At 43.6% G+C, this 17,537-nt stretch carries 19 protein-coding genes; 3 read left to right on the top strand and 16 right to left on the bottom strand.

Annotated elements, in window-relative coordinates; all coding sequences use genetic code 11:
• Positions 1-43 precede the first annotated feature (43 nt).
• From ACTNCK_RS10745 to ACTNCK_RS10725, 5 genes are all read right to left on the bottom strand, one after another.
• Complete coding sequence (locus ACTNCK_RS10745; RefSeq protein WP_441082713.1) at positions 44-991, bottom strand: ORF6N domain-containing protein; 948 nt, start codon at positions 989-991, stop codon at positions 44-46.
• A gap of 250 nt (positions 992-1,241) precedes the next feature.
• Positions 1,242-1,394: a hypothetical protein gene (locus ACTNCK_RS10740; protein ID WP_441082712.1), complete on the bottom strand. Its 153-nt coding sequence runs from the start codon at positions 1,392-1,394 to the stop codon at positions 1,242-1,244.
• Positions 1,395-1,640: 246 nt separating this feature from the next.
• A complete protein-coding gene (locus ACTNCK_RS10735) occupies positions 1,641-2,654 on the bottom strand; it encodes an NADP-dependent oxidoreductase (RefSeq protein ID WP_441082710.1) in 1,014 nt (337 codons plus the stop codon).
• On the bottom strand, positions 2,651-3,097 hold the full coding sequence (locus ACTNCK_RS10730; protein ID WP_441082709.1) for an Rrf2 family transcriptional regulator: 447 nt from the start codon (positions 3,095-3,097) through the stop codon (positions 2,651-2,653). Before ACTNCK_RS10730 ends, ACTNCK_RS10735 begins: the two co-directional genes overlap by 4 nt.
• 2 nt (positions 3,098-3,099) lie before the next feature.
• Complete coding sequence (locus ACTNCK_RS10725) at positions 3,100-3,912, bottom strand: nitroreductase family protein (protein WP_441082708.1); 813 nt, start codon at positions 3,910-3,912, stop codon at positions 3,100-3,102.
• Positions 3,913-4,180: 268 nt separating this feature from the next.
• Between ACTNCK_RS10725 and ACTNCK_RS10720 the strand changes: the two genes are divergently transcribed.
• On the top strand, positions 4,181-5,131 hold the full coding sequence (locus ACTNCK_RS10720) for an L-lactate dehydrogenase (protein WP_441082707.1): 951 nt from the start codon (positions 4,181-4,183) through the stop codon (positions 5,129-5,131).
• Between the two features lie 16 nt (positions 5,132-5,147).
• Here the strand turns inward: ACTNCK_RS10720 and ACTNCK_RS10715 are convergent, their stop codons facing one another.
• The 5 genes from ACTNCK_RS10715 to ACTNCK_RS10695 form a co-directional block, all read right to left on the bottom strand.
• The gene (locus ACTNCK_RS10715) at positions 5,148-5,777 is read right to left on the bottom strand and encodes a glycerol-3-phosphate acyltransferase (RefSeq protein ID WP_441082706.1); all 630 of its coding nucleotides are present in this window, start codon (positions 5,775-5,777) and stop codon (positions 5,148-5,150) included.
• A 30-nt stretch (positions 5,778-5,807) separates the two neighbouring features.
• Positions 5,808-6,377, bottom strand: coding sequence for a flavin reductase family protein (locus ACTNCK_RS10710; RefSeq protein WP_441082705.1), 570 nt, complete (start codon positions 6,375-6,377; stop codon positions 5,808-5,810).
• Positions 6,378-6,413: 36 nt separating this feature from the next.
• Positions 6,414-6,722, bottom strand: a complete 309-nt coding sequence (locus ACTNCK_RS10705; protein ID WP_441082704.1) for a DUF488 domain-containing protein — start codon at positions 6,720-6,722, stop codon at positions 6,414-6,416.
• 209 nt (positions 6,723-6,931) lie between these two features.
• Positions 6,932-7,921: a hypothetical protein gene (locus tag ACTNCK_RS10700; RefSeq protein WP_441082703.1), complete on the bottom strand. Its 990-nt coding sequence runs from the start codon at positions 7,919-7,921 to the stop codon at positions 6,932-6,934.
• Between the two features lie 172 nt (positions 7,922-8,093).
• A complete protein-coding gene (locus ACTNCK_RS10695) occupies positions 8,094-8,765 on the bottom strand; it encodes a M48 family metallopeptidase (RefSeq protein ID WP_441082702.1) in 672 nt (223 codons plus the stop codon).
• A 63-nt stretch (positions 8,766-8,828) separates the two neighbouring features.
• Here ACTNCK_RS10695 and ACTNCK_RS10690 point away from each other — a divergent pair, with 63 nt between their 5' ends.
• Positions 8,829-9,554 (top strand): PrsW family intramembrane metalloprotease, encoded by a 726-nt coding sequence (locus ACTNCK_RS10690; protein ID WP_441082701.1) that lies wholly within the window; start codon positions 8,829-8,831, stop codon positions 9,552-9,554.
• Here ACTNCK_RS10690 and ACTNCK_RS10685 read toward each other — a convergent pair.
• From ACTNCK_RS10685 to ACTNCK_RS10675, 3 genes are all read right to left on the bottom strand, one after another.
• Complete coding sequence (locus ACTNCK_RS10685) at positions 9,531-9,767, bottom strand: hypothetical protein (RefSeq protein WP_441082700.1); 237 nt, start codon at positions 9,765-9,767, stop codon at positions 9,531-9,533. The genes ACTNCK_RS10690 and ACTNCK_RS10685 overlap by 24 nt on opposite strands.
• Positions 9,768-9,835: 68 nt before the next feature.
• Positions 9,836-10,747, bottom strand: coding sequence for a DMT family transporter (locus ACTNCK_RS10680; protein WP_441082699.1), 912 nt, complete (start codon positions 10,745-10,747; stop codon positions 9,836-9,838).
• Positions 10,748-10,805: 58 nt separating this feature from the next.
• Positions 10,806-13,361 (bottom strand): glycosyltransferase family 2 protein, encoded by a 2,556-nt coding sequence (locus ACTNCK_RS10675; protein WP_441082698.1) that lies wholly within the window; start codon positions 13,359-13,361, stop codon positions 10,806-10,808.
• 341 nt (positions 13,362-13,702) lie between these two features.
• On the opposite strand from ACTNCK_RS10675, the gene ACTNCK_RS10670 reads away from it, so the two are divergent.
• Positions 13,703-14,347 (top strand): flavin reductase, encoded by a 645-nt coding sequence (locus ACTNCK_RS10670; protein ID WP_441082697.1) that lies wholly within the window; start codon positions 13,703-13,705, stop codon positions 14,345-14,347.
• Between the two features lie 200 nt (positions 14,348-14,547).
• Here the strand turns inward: ACTNCK_RS10670 and ACTNCK_RS10665 are convergent, their stop codons facing one another.
• From ACTNCK_RS10665 to ACTNCK_RS10655, 3 genes are all read right to left on the bottom strand, one after another.
• Positions 14,548-14,757 carry a winged helix-turn-helix transcriptional regulator gene (locus ACTNCK_RS10665; RefSeq protein WP_441082696.1) on the bottom strand — a complete coding sequence of 70 codons (210 nt, stop codon included), beginning with the start codon at positions 14,755-14,757 and terminating at the stop codon, positions 14,548-14,550.
• Positions 14,758-15,140: 383 nt separating this feature from the next.
• Positions 15,141-15,962, bottom strand: coding sequence for a PD-(D/E)XK nuclease family transposase (locus ACTNCK_RS10660; RefSeq protein ID WP_441082695.1), 822 nt, complete (start codon positions 15,960-15,962; stop codon positions 15,141-15,143).
• A 170-nt stretch (positions 15,963-16,132) separates the two neighbouring features.
• Positions 16,133-17,101 (bottom strand): AlbA family DNA-binding domain-containing protein, encoded by a 969-nt coding sequence (locus ACTNCK_RS10655; RefSeq protein WP_441082694.1) that lies wholly within the window; start codon positions 17,099-17,101, stop codon positions 16,133-16,135.
• Positions 17,102-17,537 lie beyond the last annotated feature (436 nt).

Raw genomic sequence — 17,537 nt, 5'->3', positions numbered from 1 at the left:
TACCACACTATGTAGGAGAAGGCAATGAAAACATGTCATTTTTTCAGTATTTATGCGGCTTTTCAGCCGTTTTCATAGTGGCAACATAGGTTGGAATTCCGGGAATCCAGGGTTCATCCTGAATCTGTGAGATTCCGAAACACTTTTTCCCAGCATCTTTTAGTGAGGCGCCGACATGGTAACCGACTGTATCATCCAGAATCAGAAAGCGATCATGGAAAGCAGTCATGTGCTTTACAATAAGATTTGGATATTGCAAATTAAACGTGTTGATGTCTCTATTGCTTAGCCGCGTATTATTGAAAGTATAAATAGTCACATCAACACCGGGATTCTTCTTTGCCAGAATATTAAGTGTTCCAATATCCACATATCCATCTATCAAAACAATTTTCTTAATTGCCTTCCGCACCAGCGAGATCAGAAGCTCAAATGCATCATAAATCTGCCCATCAAAGAATATTTTCTGCTCTGATTCCGCATGATCATCAATATATTCAAAAACCTTGTCGAACTTCTCATCCGTCTGTTTCTGATACTCAAGTTGTTTTAACTCAACAGCACTGATTCTTTCGAACAGAGCGGCATTACTGGCAATAAAGCGGCGCATCTCGACAAATGCATTGATGATCTGAATACTAACTTGAATGGCAGTATCGCTCCTTAGAACCGCAGACAGCATAGCTACTCCCTGCTCCGTAAAGACATATGGCATATATCGCCTTCCGCCTCTCCCCTTCTTTGAGGTCACAATTTGTGACCTCAAAGAATCATATTCTTCCTGCGTTAATTGGAACCGGAATTCCGCAGGAAATCTTTCTATATTTCTCTTGACCGCTTGATTAAAAACTTTCGTATCCACTTTATATAAAGCAGCCAAATCACTATCCAGCAGGACCTGTTGCCCACGAACAAAATAAATGATATCTCTAATCGGCCTTGTATTAGTCTGTACTTCTGCCGATTCAACTGTTTTGATTTCATTATCCATAACGTTCCTCATGCATCTTGAAATGCCAATTTGGCATCTCAAGTTATGTCTATAATAGTATAAGCATGTTTTGCACAAATCCGGATTTACAACCGGTTCAGTATGTCCTGTATTGTTTGTACAGCCAAGTCGACAGCTTTCTCGGATTTAATTTCGCTCATTACCATGTCCTTCTTAAAACTTGAGGTCGCAATTTGCGACCTCAAGATGATATTACCATAAAAAATCTTTGATAACAACAACCTTTTGCTCAGAACATCGGTCTGGTGTCAATCTGAATTGCCAGCTTTCCTTCTGCGATGATTTCTTTATCCATAGTACCCTCATGCATATTGAGGTGCCCATCTGGCACCTCAAAATTTGCCATCAACAGCGCACATACGTTTCGCTGCAAGATCTCCATTCACCACCTCATATTCCTCGCCAGACTTCAATTTCATCTGCCGGTTCAGGAACTTCTCAATGGCAAGCAGGTTCTTCTTGTCGCAGTTCCCGGTCAGGTAATAGTTCGGATGTTTCGTCAGATATATGAAAGAAAGGCCGTCCTTTCTTGTGGGAACGGCCTTTACATAAATATCCGGTGATGAGGTTTCCCGGCTCCGCGACCAAAAAGAAAAGTCGCTACCGTCTCAACATGTTTCAGTTTCTGTTATTTTTGATTATCCATAATAACGATTGTCTTCCCCTTGGACTTTCCACGTTTTACCTTTGTCATCGCCTCATTGATCTGATCCAGGCGGAAGATTTCATCAACAGATGTTTCCAGCGGATGATCCTTATCAAAGACTCTTCCAATATACTCCAGCTGACGTCCATCCTCATGGACAAAGAGAAAATCATACGTCTGGTCTTTCTTCGCCGCCATCTTGTCGTATTTTTTTCCTGCCATTTGAAAAAGAATTCGCTTAGGCAAAGACATATCACTTCGCTTTGCAAACCGGCCATTTGGAAGGCCTCGCAGAGATACAAGACTGCCGCCTTTTTTCAACACCTTGAATTCATTTGGAAGTTCGCGGTCTCCAAGCGTATCAAGGACATGATCCACATTTGCCAAAACATCTACATAGTTTTCCTTCTTGTAGTCAATAAGTCTCTCTGCGCCAAGCCTTATTACACGCTCTTCATTTTCCACGCTTCCGTTCGTGTATACATGCAGTCCAAGACTTTTGGCGACAGGAATTGCCATTGCGCCAAGGCTTCCGGTTCCTCCCGAGATAAATACAGATTCACCTGCCTTTGCCTTCATGATTTCAAAGGCTTGCATCGATGTCAGTGCAGTTAGCGGAACAGTCGCTGCTTCTTCAAACGATAAATACTCCGGAATCACAGCAAGGGCAGACTCTTTTATAGCTGCATATTCTGCAAAAGCGCCGATTTTCTCCAGAGGCATCCTGCCGTAGACCCTGTCTCCAGGTTGAAACTGTGTGGCATTTTTTCCTGTTTTTTCAACAATACCAGCGAACTCATTTCCCATAATAAGCGGCATTCTATATGGGACGATCAGCTTCACTTCGCCCCGAACGATCATATTGTCAAGCGGATTGACAGCCGCTGCTTTGATTTTTACGAGAACCTCGTCATTTCCCGGAACAGAGACAGACACCTCTCGGATTTCAAGTTCTGTACCATTTTTGTCGTAGTGTGTAAGTACTGCTGCCTTCATTTCGTTTCCTCCTTCTCGTTCTGTTCATCGACATACACACGCATGTTACTGATACAATTCGCCAGTGTGATGCCAGCAAGCTCTTTTTCCACGCCCTCTTCCATATTTCGAAACATTCCGTTCAGAACGGGACGAATGTTATGCCCGACAATACAGGCGTCATTCGGATTCTGATGAATATCAAACAGATGCAGGGAATCGGTTTCCATGACAGACTTGTAGATATCAAGAAATGAAATATCATCTGGTTTTCTAACCAGGCGAAATCCGCTGATGCCACGGCGCCCCTCAATAATCTCTGCTTTTCTAAGCCTTGTCATAAGCTTTCGGATATAACTCGCGTTTGTTCCGACACTTGCTGCGATCTGCTCGGAATTCATCGGCGTCTCAGATTCCGAAATCAGGATCAGCGCATGAATGGCAGATGAAAACTTCGTATCCATAATTACCTCTCCAATTCGAATGTTGCTATATATTCGGTATCTTCCGCTACTGGAATTCCGGGATCAGTCTGAATGAATCTGCCTTTTAATCTTCTTTCTTCAGCAGCGATTTCAAAATGACAGAGAGCAATCCCCAGATCTACTTTCTGAATATCTCCCGTGGATTCCTTTGCATATCCTTTCGTCTTCTTCTCATAGAAATGCACCTTGTCCTTCTCTGCAACAGCTCTCCACGGTTGCTTATTTGTCGCCGAAGGCGCAAGCCTTACCATCTCCAGTGGCAAATTCCATATTCCGCTGGCTGCCTGATTTAATGGCTTCTGAAAATCATCCTGATAAAACAATTGTTCAAAAGGAAGGCGGCTGTCTGATTTCAAGCCTTTTCGCATCATACCCTCACGAATGGAACGTTTCTCAGCTGCAAAGCCAAGAGGTGTCACTGCAGGCATCACTTCATCTTCCTTCAAATGTACAGCTTTTTCAAATGCTTTGCGATCAATCGTCGCCGCCAGCCATACCGTGCCAAGCCCCAGAGACGTTGCATATAGAACAAACTTCTCGAACGCATACCCGAATGATACTTCCGCATTCTTCTGCCGTTTGTATTTCCCCGCGATATATGTATCTGCACCAATGATCACCGGACTGCTGACATTAGCATTTTTTGCATTCAGAATCGTAAACTCGATTGGAACATCAAACAGACCTGTGTCTTTCTGAAGATAGTTTCTCATTTTGTCCAGAGTCTGCTCCGGAATCTCCTGATCTTTATAGGTTCGTACACTTTTTCTATCTCTGATCACTTCTGTATTCATATATTCTCTTCCTTACCTTCCTGATGTATTTGTATCTGATGCAAATACATTATCAAATATCTCTGCCTTTGTCAACAAAAAATTGATCTTACCTGTTTTAATTTGTTCCCCCATCATCCGCACCCCCTTCTGTACATTTTTAATTATAACTTACTAAGCCGCAGTATCCGACGGATTTTCCTGTTTGAACCTGTGAAAAATATCGACAAACCGGTCTTACAGATATATAATAATCGTGCTGTAAATTGTATTAAAGCGGAGGTTTTTTATGAGCTTTAAAGATTCAAAAGTCGCCATTATCGGCGTTGGAAACGTAGGAGCTACAACTGCTTACAGCATCATCAACCAGGGACTCTGTGAAGAAGTTGTACTCATAGATGTGAACAAGGACAAGGCATATGCTGAAGCTCTGGATATGGCACATTCAGTCTACTTCATGAACCGTAACATCAAGATATATGCCGGGGACTACAAAGACTGCTCGGATGCTGACGTTGTGATAATCACTGCATCGGCTCCAATGCCGAAGGATTCCCACAGCCGTCTCGAAATGCTTGCTCCTGGTATGAATATCATGAAAAGTATTGTGACAAGCGTTATGGACAGCGGGTTTGACGGAATCATCCTGGTCATTTCGAATCCTGTAGATATCATGACTTACTATGCCTGGAAGATCTCAGGCCTACCATACAGACAGGTCATCGGAAGCGGTACGAATCTGGACAGCGCCAGACTCTGCTGTGAACTGGCGAAGCTGTACGATCTGGATGCGAAGAGCGTCTCGGCTTTTGTCTGCGGAGAACACGGGGACAGTGAGTTTGTAGTCTGGAATTCAGCGACCATAGGCGGCAAGAAGATTGACGACGTATTCTCCGATAACGCTCCGCGTACCGGCAATACCACAAAGCCAGGTCTTCTCAAAATGACTTCACAGGCCGGATGGGAGATTTTTAACCGCAAGGGCAACACCTGCTACGGTATCGCTGCCTCAGCCACTTCTATAGTTAAATCTATCCTTTTCAACGAGAACCAGATCTATCCTGTATCTGTCAACGTTGACGGGGCATACGGCCTCAGCGGCGTATTCCTCTCCGTCCCTACTATTATCGACAAGACCGGAGCGAAAGAGATCGTGGAGATCAAGCTTCAGCCTGATGAAGAGGAAGCTCTCATGAATTCTGCGCACGTACTGCAGTCTTTCTATAAAGAGCTTCAGTAAACTGCTGCTCTGTCTTTTATCTCTTCTGCAGTTTGTCTCTGATGGCGCCGAGTACGTCCACTTTTTCAGCTTTTCCTGTAAAAATATCGCGGACGGCCGGGAAGTGCTTTTGCATCATAAGCACCGCAAGGATCACAGCGATTGCCCCGGCCTCCGTTCCCTCACAGACAAACGCAAAAGGGATGAAGCATAAAGCGATGACTGCAGCCCCGAGTCCCAGATACTGGGTCGCAAATACCACAAGCATCCCTGCGATCATCGACAGAAGGCCCTGAAGCGGCATGCACAGGAAGTACCCTGCACACGATGTGGCCACGCCTTTCCCGCCGCGAAAGCGCTGCCAGACAGGATAATTGTGCCCGAGCGTTGTTCCGAGCGCCGCATAGTACACGATGATGTGCCCTTCGCTGTGAAAAATAAGCATGGAGACCAATACTGCAATCACTGTTTTTGCCAGATCTCCGGCCAGAACTATTATCCCCGGCACAAACCCAAGATGCGCCATAACATTAGCCATTCCGGGATTGCCTGTAGTCCCGAGCTCACTGCACGGTTTCCCTGTCAGCCTGCGCGTAACTATCTCCGCAGTCAGTACGCATCCGCACGCATATCCGATCATCATACTTATTATTCGGGGATATATCATTTCTCTCTTATACCTCCAGTAACAGTCGTGTCACTTGTCGAGGACTTTTCCGCAGCTGAAAGCGTCTGCCACATCTCCGCCAATCTTTACGTATTTGTGTGAAGAAGGAGCGAGACTGATTGCCTCAAGCTTGTCAGTATCTATCACATCGCCTTCTCCAAGTACGGAGTCATCTACGAGAACATTAACGATCTCAGCCACAATTCGGAGGGTCTTGTCATACTGATTTATCTCCTCGACCCTGCACTCGAGAGTGATCGGAAACTCCTCAATTACCGGAGCATCCACATATTCGCTATTTACGACGTGAAGGCCAGCTTTCTTAATCTTGTCCGGCTCGTTATGCCCGGAAACAATTCCGAGATAATCAGCAGCTTCCACATGCTTTACATCGGCTATGGATACTGTAAAAGCCTTTTTCGCCTTGATGTTATCGGACGTCTTGTGTCTGACGCCGATATTGATCTGAAGCCTGTTGGAATTAACCACACCGCCATACGCCACATTCATAGCGTCAACAGATCCATCATCACCATAAGATGCCACTATCAGCACCGGCTGCGGATAAACAAATGGTTTAGCTCCAAAACTCTTCTTCATGTTTTCAGCCTCCTTTGAAAAACAAGTGTCCAATAGTCATCTTTTCAATCCTGCAAGCATTATATCACACTTGCCAGAAAAATAATGCGAAAAGACCCTTGTAAGCCATTCCTTAAGCACTGCCGCATTACTGTGTTCAGCATCCCTTGCGCCAAAAAGCAGAGTCACCGTCCCATCGGATGCTGCCATTTTCCCGGCGAACTCCGTCGCTTTAGGGTTGGCATCGAGTTCTGCGAGATAGCGCTCGCGAAACTCCTCATATCGCTCTGGATCGTGCCCGTACCATTTGCAGAGTTCGGAAGACGGCGCGAAATCCTTCTCCCAGGCATTTGCATCTGCCTCCATAGCACGTTCCTCCATATTGTTGGCCAGTTGAATTCGTTTTGACACTTTTGCATCTCTATGATACAAATAATGTACCATGTATGATTTCAATTAACAAGTACGCAAATACATCAATGCATGATACCCTTTCATCCAAATCCTGTGAATACATGACCCTCAGATACTTTTATAACTTAAAAAAAATCCATAAACACAACTAACCGGTGCACTCAGAATCCACTATATCCTAAATCCTTGAGACCTATACCAAGCTTTGAACTGAGTGCAGCATCCTCAGCCTCTAATGCCGGCTCTACATATGCAGATAATGAAGCACTGGAAGTGTTATCAATATCAGAGAAGAATCCCATGAATCCTTTGAGCTGCTGTCCCTTTACATAGCTTGACGAATCAAAATCGACTGTGGTTGCAACCGACAGATTCATATTATTCATAATACCTGAAGCCCGGATTGTTGATGCGTCGATATCTGCTAGTCCACTATAGGTATCATCACCAATTCCTAACTGCTTTTTCAGATCACCCATCAGCTTTTCTGCGTCTGATGTATTACCTTTATAATCAGCCATCGCAGACTTCAATGCCAGACCTGCAATACCATTTGCATACAGCACGCCGATACCAACAGAAGGTTTGTCTTTGACTACAGGATTGGCCACGACTGTGATATCATCTGTCGTCTGCCTGACATAGATCAGATAGACGCTTGTGTTGTACGGATATGCATATACGGCAGTACCGGAGGCAGTATCAATGGCAATGACTGCCGGAGTATCATCCTCGTTGAAATTGTCACAAGCATAGTTGTGCAGAGAGATATAATTCTTATCATCAGTAATCGTTACATCGAAATTCACTGTAAATGATTTCTTTCCTATAGCTGCTGTAAAACTGCCCTGACCATCTTCAAGAGCTTTCAGTGTGAATTTATTGCCCTTTTGAGTCAGCTTTACACAATTTTTGTCATCCCTGTATGCACTGATATACGAAGAATCCAGATGTACTTTTTTCTTCTGCTTAGCAGTCAGCCCGTTGATCGTGACAGTGGCTGTTTCCCCTGCCTTTGTCAACTGAACTCTGTTAGTCGAAATGGTGATCACTGACTTTGCCTGAGCGTCAGTACCTCCGGTCACCGGCAGTATAAGAACCACCGCCAGCGCAACAGCCAGCGCTCTTTTTATGATTTTCCCTGTTTTCATTGAATCCTCCTTTTCGAATGTATCGATTTTTAAGTTAATAAAATTTTAACATATGAATCTATCTTAGGCAAGTCCAAAGGCACCTGATAGGATTCCGTCAAGACAGGCTCTGAACTTGCTTTTCCCCTGTGCATGAATAGACTATATCATATATTGTTAGGTAAATCAAACGTTATAAGCTATGATCGATAAGAATTCTCCCGTACTTATTCATCTCTTTTTCTATTCTCTTGTAGTCTGGCACGTATTCAGCCACATGAGCCCAGAACCTGGCAGAATGATTGAGCTCCAGATAATGACAGAGTTCATGATAGATCACGTATCTGGTGCACTCTTCTGGTACATATAGTAGTAGCACATTAAATGTCATCTTACCTGCAGTAGGTCTGCATGATCCCCAGCGGCTCTTCATTTTACGGATTGTGACACCTGTCACGAAGATTGGATGATCGTTATTGAATTTCTTATATGCATCCCAGAATATATTCTGAAAAGCTATCTGCGTAGTCACTATTGGAAGTCCATTGTAAATGCTGCCGGCTTCGAACTGTTTCCCGGCAACAATATCATCCCCATACTGCTTTATAGTCCAGTCAGGGACGTCTTTCATTTTTTCATGAACGAAATCTTCCCATCTCTTGTGTGCTTCGTCCGACTGCTTTTTTCCCTGACTAAGGATAGCTGCATTTTTTCTTATAAGCTCCTCTATATATGCCTTTGATACACCATACGGGGCCGATGCGACGAGCATTCCGTCTTCATTTATCTTCATCCTGATCGACTTCATACCGCGACGGCGGATCAGGGAATAATCGATCTTCTGATCATCTATTTCAATATACATTGCAATTCTCCTGTGGATTTTATATAATAACAAATATTACAATTTTCACAAAAGGAAAGTCATATGTTTTTTATTTTACCGGGATTTGATATCATCCTATGGGTCTATCTGATCGCAGCTCTCGGTCCTGCTATCTATCTGATGGGCTACATATACAATCAGGATACGATTGAGAAAGAACCAGGCTGGCTATTATGGCGCTGCGTTGGAATGGGAGTGCTTGCAGCGCTCTTCGCTATAGTACTTGAGATGATAGGTGACGAAGTGCTTGATCTGTCTCCTATCAGGCAGGATTCAGTTATCGGTGTGATGCTTAGTGCATATCTGGTTGTAGCCGTAGTCGAAGAAGGAATGAAGTATCTCCTGATGGGTAAGGCTACATGGAACAACCCGAATTTTAACTGCCGTTTCGATGGAATTGTGTATGCGGCCTTCACTTCACTCGGATTTGCAGCATTTGAAAATGTAGGCTATGTATTCAGATACGGTATGGGAACAGCCCTTACAAGAGCATTCACATCCATTCCAGGACACCTCGGATTCTCGGTGCTCTTTGGATGCTTCTACGGACGTGCCAGGCTCGCAGCCAATGAAGGAAGAAAAGGAAAAGCAGCCTTTGAGCTGATATTTGGATACATTCTCGCAGTATTCCTCCACGGAACCTATGATACCTGTGCGATGATCCAGAGTGGCAAGTCAACACTCATCTTCGTTGCAATAATAGTAGTCCTCTACATCATCGTATTCAGGCTCGTGAAGCATGAATCAAGAACCGACAGATTTATCTGAAGTCTCTTCACCCTCAGTATGAATCCATTTATATCCACCATGGCTCGTGTCAAATGACTTGACATAGAGCCATTTTCTTATGGCAAAAATACCTGCTATAGCAGCTACTCCGAGAATCAGCTCAACACCGTTTCCGCCATCTAGCACCATGTGCCTCAATATGGAGAACAGCAGAACATCAAGAGCACTGCTTAGTGTATGTCTGATAAGCATCCTGATAAACTCAATTCCAATCACGAGATTAAATGCATGCTCCAGGAATACATGGAAGGTATAATCATTTATTTATTTTCTCCTTTTTTACGTACCGGCATTGGCAGTTCTGCCAGGACTATTGCCGCAAACATCAGCACGCATCCGAATGCTTCTCTGGCTGATGGAATCTCATGCAGGATAAAAATCCCGCCGATTACTGAAAATACACTTTCCATGCACATCGCAAGTGATGCGACAGCTGGATTCAGTCCCTTCTGGCCTATAGCCTGAAGCGAATATCCGACAGCACTAGACATGATCCCAGCATACAATAGAGCTGGCATCGCCCTGTATATGCCTGTCAATGTCGGCTGCTCAAATATCAGCATGAGCACGGTCGCCATGATCGCTTCTACTACAAACTGCACGAATGTAAGCTTCACAGCACCAACTCTTTTTACAAAATGAGACACAGTAAGTATCTGCCCTGCAAAAAGCATTGCGCAGATGAATGTCAGTATATCTCCTTCTGACAGGCCTGCAAATCCATCCTTCATACAGAGAAAATACAGTCCAGTCACACAGAGCACAACACTGATCCAGAGCTTCCATGGCTGCTTTTTCCTGAACATGATAAGTGAAAAGATCGGTACGAATATCACATATAATGCTGTGATGAATCCACTCTTTGCAGCAGTCGTATACGCAATTCCGATCTGCTGCAGGCCGCTTGCCAGACACAGAAAGATTCCACCGCATACACCTGCAGTAATATCAGTTTTTCTACTCTCTTTTGTATGTCCTTTTCCACGCTCAATTATAAGAACTGCAGGAAGCATCACAATGACCGACAGCCAGCTCCTTATCGCAAGGAATGACCAGCCGCTTAAGTATCTCGTTCCGATGCTCTGAAATGGAAATGCCATGCCCCAGACAAATGCGGCCAGCAGCAGAATCAGAGTGTGTATTACTTCTTGAAATATATTTTTACTTTTCATTATATATGTCTGACTCTTTCCGATCATCTTATATTCCTTCAATTCATTAATCCGTTAATCAATTTCCTTTGCTTTTTACCAGACCATAGATTTTTTCTCCAGCCCTACTTATCTTCCTTTCCTTTCCAGGAAGTTTTTCCGTAAGAAGCAGGCCAATATATATAACTATCGCCGTATCATCTGTCTCCTGTAATGCTGCACCGTAAGGGAACGAAACATCAGGGAGCGGAATCCTTGTCATACTACATGCATCAGGAAGTGGTATTCCATAATCCTGCATCACGGCCGTTTTTCCTGAAGATAAGAACAGCATCATATCAGGACTAACATCACCATAGAATGCATCTGCTGTGCGAAGCGATATATATTTATCAATACCATCATCATATATGCCCCAGTGCTCTGATCTGTACCTGACTATCAAATCTTTATACCGTGCAGCTATATCAGGATGATTGTTTTCAAGAAGGCCCTCAAGAGACGGATCAGGTCTGAATATCAGTGCTATCCTGTCGCTTACGAACCGCATAAACGAAAACAGACTCTCTAACTTCTGTATCAGCTTATCACCCGCCTCTACAGCATCCTCTGTACGCATGCTATAAAGCAGCACTTTCCTGTCTCCTATGATATCTCTCCACTCATCAGGGATCACAGTCTTTTCATTGCTTAGCATGATATCGTGCTGTGGCGATCCGGTAACTATGAACTTGTCAGATTCAAGCAGAGGAAACTCTTCCTTTAATATCCTCTCCTGGTCACGATTTTCAAGGCATACTATATCAGCCGCCTCTATCGCGGACGTATGTATAAGCCTCTTCTGCCTTAATACCTGTTCGTCTATATGTCTGCCATACGATATGGAAAGCACTTCATCAGGGACATACACCATAGTCTCTGTGCATTCCCTTATGACAGAAAACTCATACTGCGGAGGCACAATAACATCAGATTCCGAAACATAGTTTATGAACACGGCATCAGGAGTCATCCGCGACAGATCTGCATCGGCATACCAGGTCACCGGCACATCATCAGGAAGAAGATCACCCTCGTAATGAAACTCTCCCGGTCTTCCATCAGGCCGTTTATCATAATATGGCAGAGAAATCACTATTGCATGTGTCTGACTGTCATTCTGAGATGCCCTCCATATACTTGCATACGAATCCCAGGACGCTGCCTTATACAGGAGAAATACAATACGCCTTTTACCATCATTTTCCACTAACTCTGATGGCCTGGTCTTCCTGTTCATGATCTTTTCCCGGTATAAAGCCTCAGGACTGTCTTTATGTGTGTCCTTCTTAAGCACCAATCCATTCGGCAGGCATATACGTCCGCCCTCTTTAAGATAAGCTCCGAAATGCGAAGTCACGTCAGATGGTTCAAAGCCCTCAAAGCTCCGGCCTGCAATGATATAGTCAAAATACTCTTCTGAAAAAAGCTTTTTGCAGTCAGCAGTACGCGGATCATATGCTATTATCCTGCCGAATGCCTGTGCATAGCAGGCACTATCTCCATCTTTCTCAAAGCCCGAATACTCTGCATTCACAAAGTAAGTCTTAATGACGGCAGCTGTTGCTCCCATCCCAACATCAGTATCCAGAATCCTTATGGCATCAGTCCTCTCACCTTTTAAATTCCTCACTGCATTTACATTTAACGACAGACCTTTTAAAACATCAAATCCATACTTTGCATTCAGCTTGTCATTATTCTTCTGTAGGAGATTGCCAAAATCTGTACCCTGTTTCTGAAGCTCCTCAAACGACCTGTGACCGAAGTGGATCACAAAGCTGTTCCTGCATAGCACATTAAGGTGTCCGCTTTTAAGGATTCGCAGGCATATATCGATATCCTCGCTGTTCCCCGGATTGAATCGTTCATCAAGATATCCTATGTCATCAAGCACAGTCCTTTTCAGAAGCAGTGAGAACCCTATCAGGAACATCCTGTATTCATACGGATATCTCATCGGAACATTGTTCTCAGCAGAAAAATCGAACATCTCATCAACAGACTTCCAGTTTCTTTTTACCATCTGGCTTTCTGTCGCGAAGTTAGTAATACTTCCAGTGCTGCCAGTCTTTTCATTCTCGTAAAGACCCATTTTAAGCCAGAAAAAGGCATTATAAGGCATCAGTGTATCAGAATTAAGAAGATATATATCATTGCCTTTATCTGCAGCGGCAATACCGTCATTGCATCCGCCCGGGAATCCTCTGTTTTCATGATTTTCTACCAGAGTGATCCAGTCAAGAGTTCTCAGGTATTCAACGCTCCCATCAGATGAAGCGTTGTCGACCACGACTATCTGACACCTGTCCAAAGGCACGGTATTTTTAATACTTGCAAGGCACTGCTTTGTGAAATAAAGTGTATTGTAAGAAAGAATGATAAAAGATGTCTTCGGGACTACTACTCCTTCACCGGTTAACGTATCAATCCTTTTCTCTATGTCTTTTACCTGTTCTTTATCATCTGCATAGAACATGGCCTGATACAGGCAGATAAGTTCCTGATCTTTATTCTTCTTTACATGGCTGTCAGCAAGGGATATGAAAAGCTGTGGGTCTTTACTGTCAGCGTCAAACGATATTTCCTGTCTCATATATTCTCCTGTATGTTCTTATTCCTGGTCTTTAAAAAGATTTTATTCCAAAACAAGCGGGCTTTCAACCGTAATGTCAAAATATAATGACCACAGCATCAAAACAGATGCCATGGCCACAAGTAATGAATACCCCTTCTGATAAGCTCCAGTTTAAGGTCATCTCTGAACTGTATCCGTAATTGCGGCTCAGAAAATTTGCGCTCATGAATGACATTTACTCCCGAATATGCTAAAGTATAGGTAGTGGTACCGGATGACAGGTAGCATAGTGTGATTCCTGAATTCCGGACTGCTGAGCTGGAGGTTTATACGGTGTATCACCGGGAAAGGGAATTATTATGGACGGAAAAGCTATGTACAAATTAAGCTACGGACTGTTTGTCCTGACTGCGAAGGGGGACGGCGCCCATGCTGATGATAACGGATGTATCATCAACACCGCGATTCAGGTTACGACTGATCCGAATCAGATCTCAATCGCAGTAAACAAAGCAAACTACACGCATGATCTGATCATGAAGGACAGGAAGTTTAACGTTTCTATCCTCTCCGAAAAGGCGGAGTTTGACACATTCAGGAGGTTCGGCTTCCAGTCTGGCAGAGATGTGGATAAGTTCGCGGGATTCGAAGGCTGCTATGAGAAGAGCGCGAACGGGCTTTTGTATGTGACGAAGGGAACGAACGCATTCATTTCGGGTGAAGTAGAGACCACGCTTGATATTGGTACTCACACTCTGTTTATCGCAAAAGTGACTGATATGGATGTACTCGATCCGGATACGCCGTCAGCGACCTATACTTTTTATCAGGAGCATATCAAGCCAAAGCAGCAGGCACCGACGGCCGGCAAGAAGACAAAGACAGTCTGGAGATGCCGTATCTGTGGCTATATCTATGACGGTGAGGAACTGCCGCCTGATTTCGTATGCCCGATCTGCAAGCATGGCGCATCTGATTTTGAAAAAGTCGAAGTTGAAGCGTGACATTAACATTTCTTCTTAACCGCAAAACTTGTTATACCAGACGAAAATAAACATTTCTACCGCCGAACGCAAAAAACTCCCCTCTCTGCGAGGGGAGCTTCTCTTTCTAGTTCTCAGATCCGCACGATCTTAGTGGCTATTTTTTCGGTGAAGGTGCTGTTTAGCATAATGAACTACAGACACTCTCAGGTGGTTCGGCATTATTGATCTTCTATATCAGAATTCACAACCCAGTGACCTTTCTGTTGTGAACCTTCCCTGCTTAAAATACCTTTATCCTTAAGTCTCTTTACGTAATATTTGATCTGATCGACTTTACAGTCCAGATTTTCGGCAATCTTACTCTGAGAAACTGATGGATTGATTCTCATCTGATCAATGATGCCTATTTCAATAGCTGATAGTTCCACATCACCTTGGGTAGTATCTTGGGGAGCTTGGGTAGCACCTTGGGGAGTATCATTGTTGGCTTGGGTATTACCTTGTCAATCAACTGACAATCCGTGGTAGTTTGTATGCAATGAGTGGTAATCTGTATGCAATTTTACCCCTCTCAGTTGATATACGGTTCAAAACCGTATTCATCTATCCGTTCTCTATTCCGCTCATCTCTGACGATTATAATGATAGCACACCTCATTCCAGGTCTCAATGAACAATTAGTGCTCATTCAGTCCTCATTTAGTCCTCATTTGATGAACAAAGTAATATTTTTATAGTATTTCATGTAAAATAAAAATAGCGCTGACCCACCATATGTAAGTCAACGCTATAAACTCAGTCTCTTCTTTAATTACTGAGCAGAATCAGGATTTAAGATGAGATTAACATCTGAAATCGACATTCCTTCCCCATCTGCTATCTCTGCTACTGTTCTTCCCTGAGCAAACCAGCGCTTCACACTGTCTGCCTGCTGTTCTTTCTTTGCTCTTTTAGCTGCATCTTCTCGCATATCTTCCATTACCTTACACATAGTAGCCACTCCTTTCTCATCTTCCTTGAAATATCGCACCTTATCCGCAAGAACCTTATAATTCATGTCATCAGGATCCGTACAGAAGAAATCATGCATCAGTTTCCCTAATTCAGTATTGCTGTTCCTGTCGGCACCATTCACGTATATGATGTGTTCTCCATCACCAAAGTTTCTATTATTAAGGTTTGTTATCTGACGCTCCACAGTATATATCGGTTCACCTGCACCAATCACATCATTCTCTGTAATAAATATTACATACGTCTCAGGCAGTTTGCTGAAATCCTCATTAGGCTTCAGACTATGTGCATCCAGAATGCTTGAATGAAACCTGGCTCTCCTTGGGGTCGCACCTTTATCTGCCCTCTGTATCTCGACATTAAGCTCAGAACCATCATCTTCATCTGCAAGTATATCAAGATACGTATCTCTTCCAACAAGATTCTTGAGATTTCTCTGTGTCCTTACTTCTTTAACAGAAACATTCCGGTTCAGAATAATACTAAGCAGCAGTTCTGTCCCTTCGATATTATCATCAAAACAGGCATTCATAAAGTCATCATCAATCAGCCGGAATCCTCTGATCCTCTGCAGATCTTCCTGATGCTCCTGCTCTTTTCTCTGTTCATCTTCTTCCATCTCTGTACTGTCTCCTTCGTTTTCCCTTATAATACAACAGAAACGCATAATTCTCAAGTCCATAAGTGACACTCAAAGTGACATCCTGAATGTCACTTTGGATGTCACTTTGAACCTGTATCATTTACTCCACCGCAGGCGGGAAGAATTTCCCGCTATTTTTATTGCCATCAGGCGATGCGTCCGGGATATGCTTTTCCTTTCTTTGCTATGTTCCCTCTAATTGGGTATGAGCTGGTAAATTCCCTGTGGATCAGGACATTGGCTATCATCTCCCTTGTGATGATCTCCCTCAGACTTTTCCTCTGATCATTCTCAAGGAAAAACTTATCCGGAAGATGCTTCCTGCCAAATTCCATAAGCCTTTCATAGCTGTCAATGAGATTGGTCTTTATTATCTCTCTGTCATCGTATCTGTCCACATCTCTGACTCTTAGGATTGCATCAGTGACATAAGCCGGCAGGATATCCATGATCACATCGTCCTTACCCAGCAGCAGAACAGCAGCCATATTGAACCCTTTCTGCCCTGTCATCCTGTCAGTCCCATATAGATTGGCACTCCGCAGGAGTTCATCATCAGTAAGATCAGTCCACGGATGAGTCCCTGTCATCGTATTATTTCTTGCCATAACACGAAGCCTTGACAGCATATCCAGTCTCAGGTCCTCTTTTTCTACATACGGATAGATCCGTCTCTCTGTAAAAATATCCTGCTTCCGAATATACATCTGTGCAATCTGGTCGGTTGATGTCACACGTACATCTGCATCATCAACCCTGTCGTATATCACCTTCTTATACGAATGCACCTCTGCACTCATCGGCACATGTACATGTATGATCGTCCTGCCATCATACTCCAGAATTTCAGGAACAAGATATATGGTCGGAGTAAAAAGCTGCTGGTTGCTGATACATTTGATAAAATTCTTTACCAGTTCTGGGGCAACCTTTGCATTAACTCCCTCTACCGTCCCATCATCGAGAACACCCAGGAAAATATCACCGCCAAAACGATTCAGAAAAGAGCAGACTGTCTCGTATGTATCGCTCTCAATTCTATTCCCACAGCGTTTGAATTCGACAGCAATCGTTTCCCCAACGCTGAATATTTCTTTCAATGCTGATATATCCATATGCTCTCCTTATATCCCCTGAATCTGACACAATCTCATCTTCTCAAGTGCTCCATCCATGAAATCATTCTGCATATCAATCACTACAAGTATCTTACGAGCCATTTGTTGTCTCCTGTGTTTTCATTTACTATGCCTATTTTAACAGAATATATCGCATAAAAAAAGATGCCGGCATTCAGCCAGCACCCATATATTTATCCTGCGTGATGTTTACCACCTGCACACAAGGCTATGATCACGATGATCGCCACTACAGCTCCTACGGCACCCAGCAGATATACTGCAAGTCCGATCACGCATATAGCCATTACAATCCCGGATTGTTACCATTCACAGTAAATCATATTAACAAAATCGGCTCAGACTGAGCTTATCCAAACTTGAGAAATATCAGAAAAACAGGGTTATGTCTATTCCTGGCATGACTCTGTTT

The sequence above is a fragment of the Candidatus Weimeria sp. HCP3S3_B5 genome, from assembly GCF_052064335.1.
Taxonomy (GTDB): domain Bacteria; phylum Bacillota; class Clostridia; order Lachnospirales; family Lachnospiraceae; genus Weimeria.
This window is presented reverse-complemented; position numbering and strand designations above follow the sequence as displayed.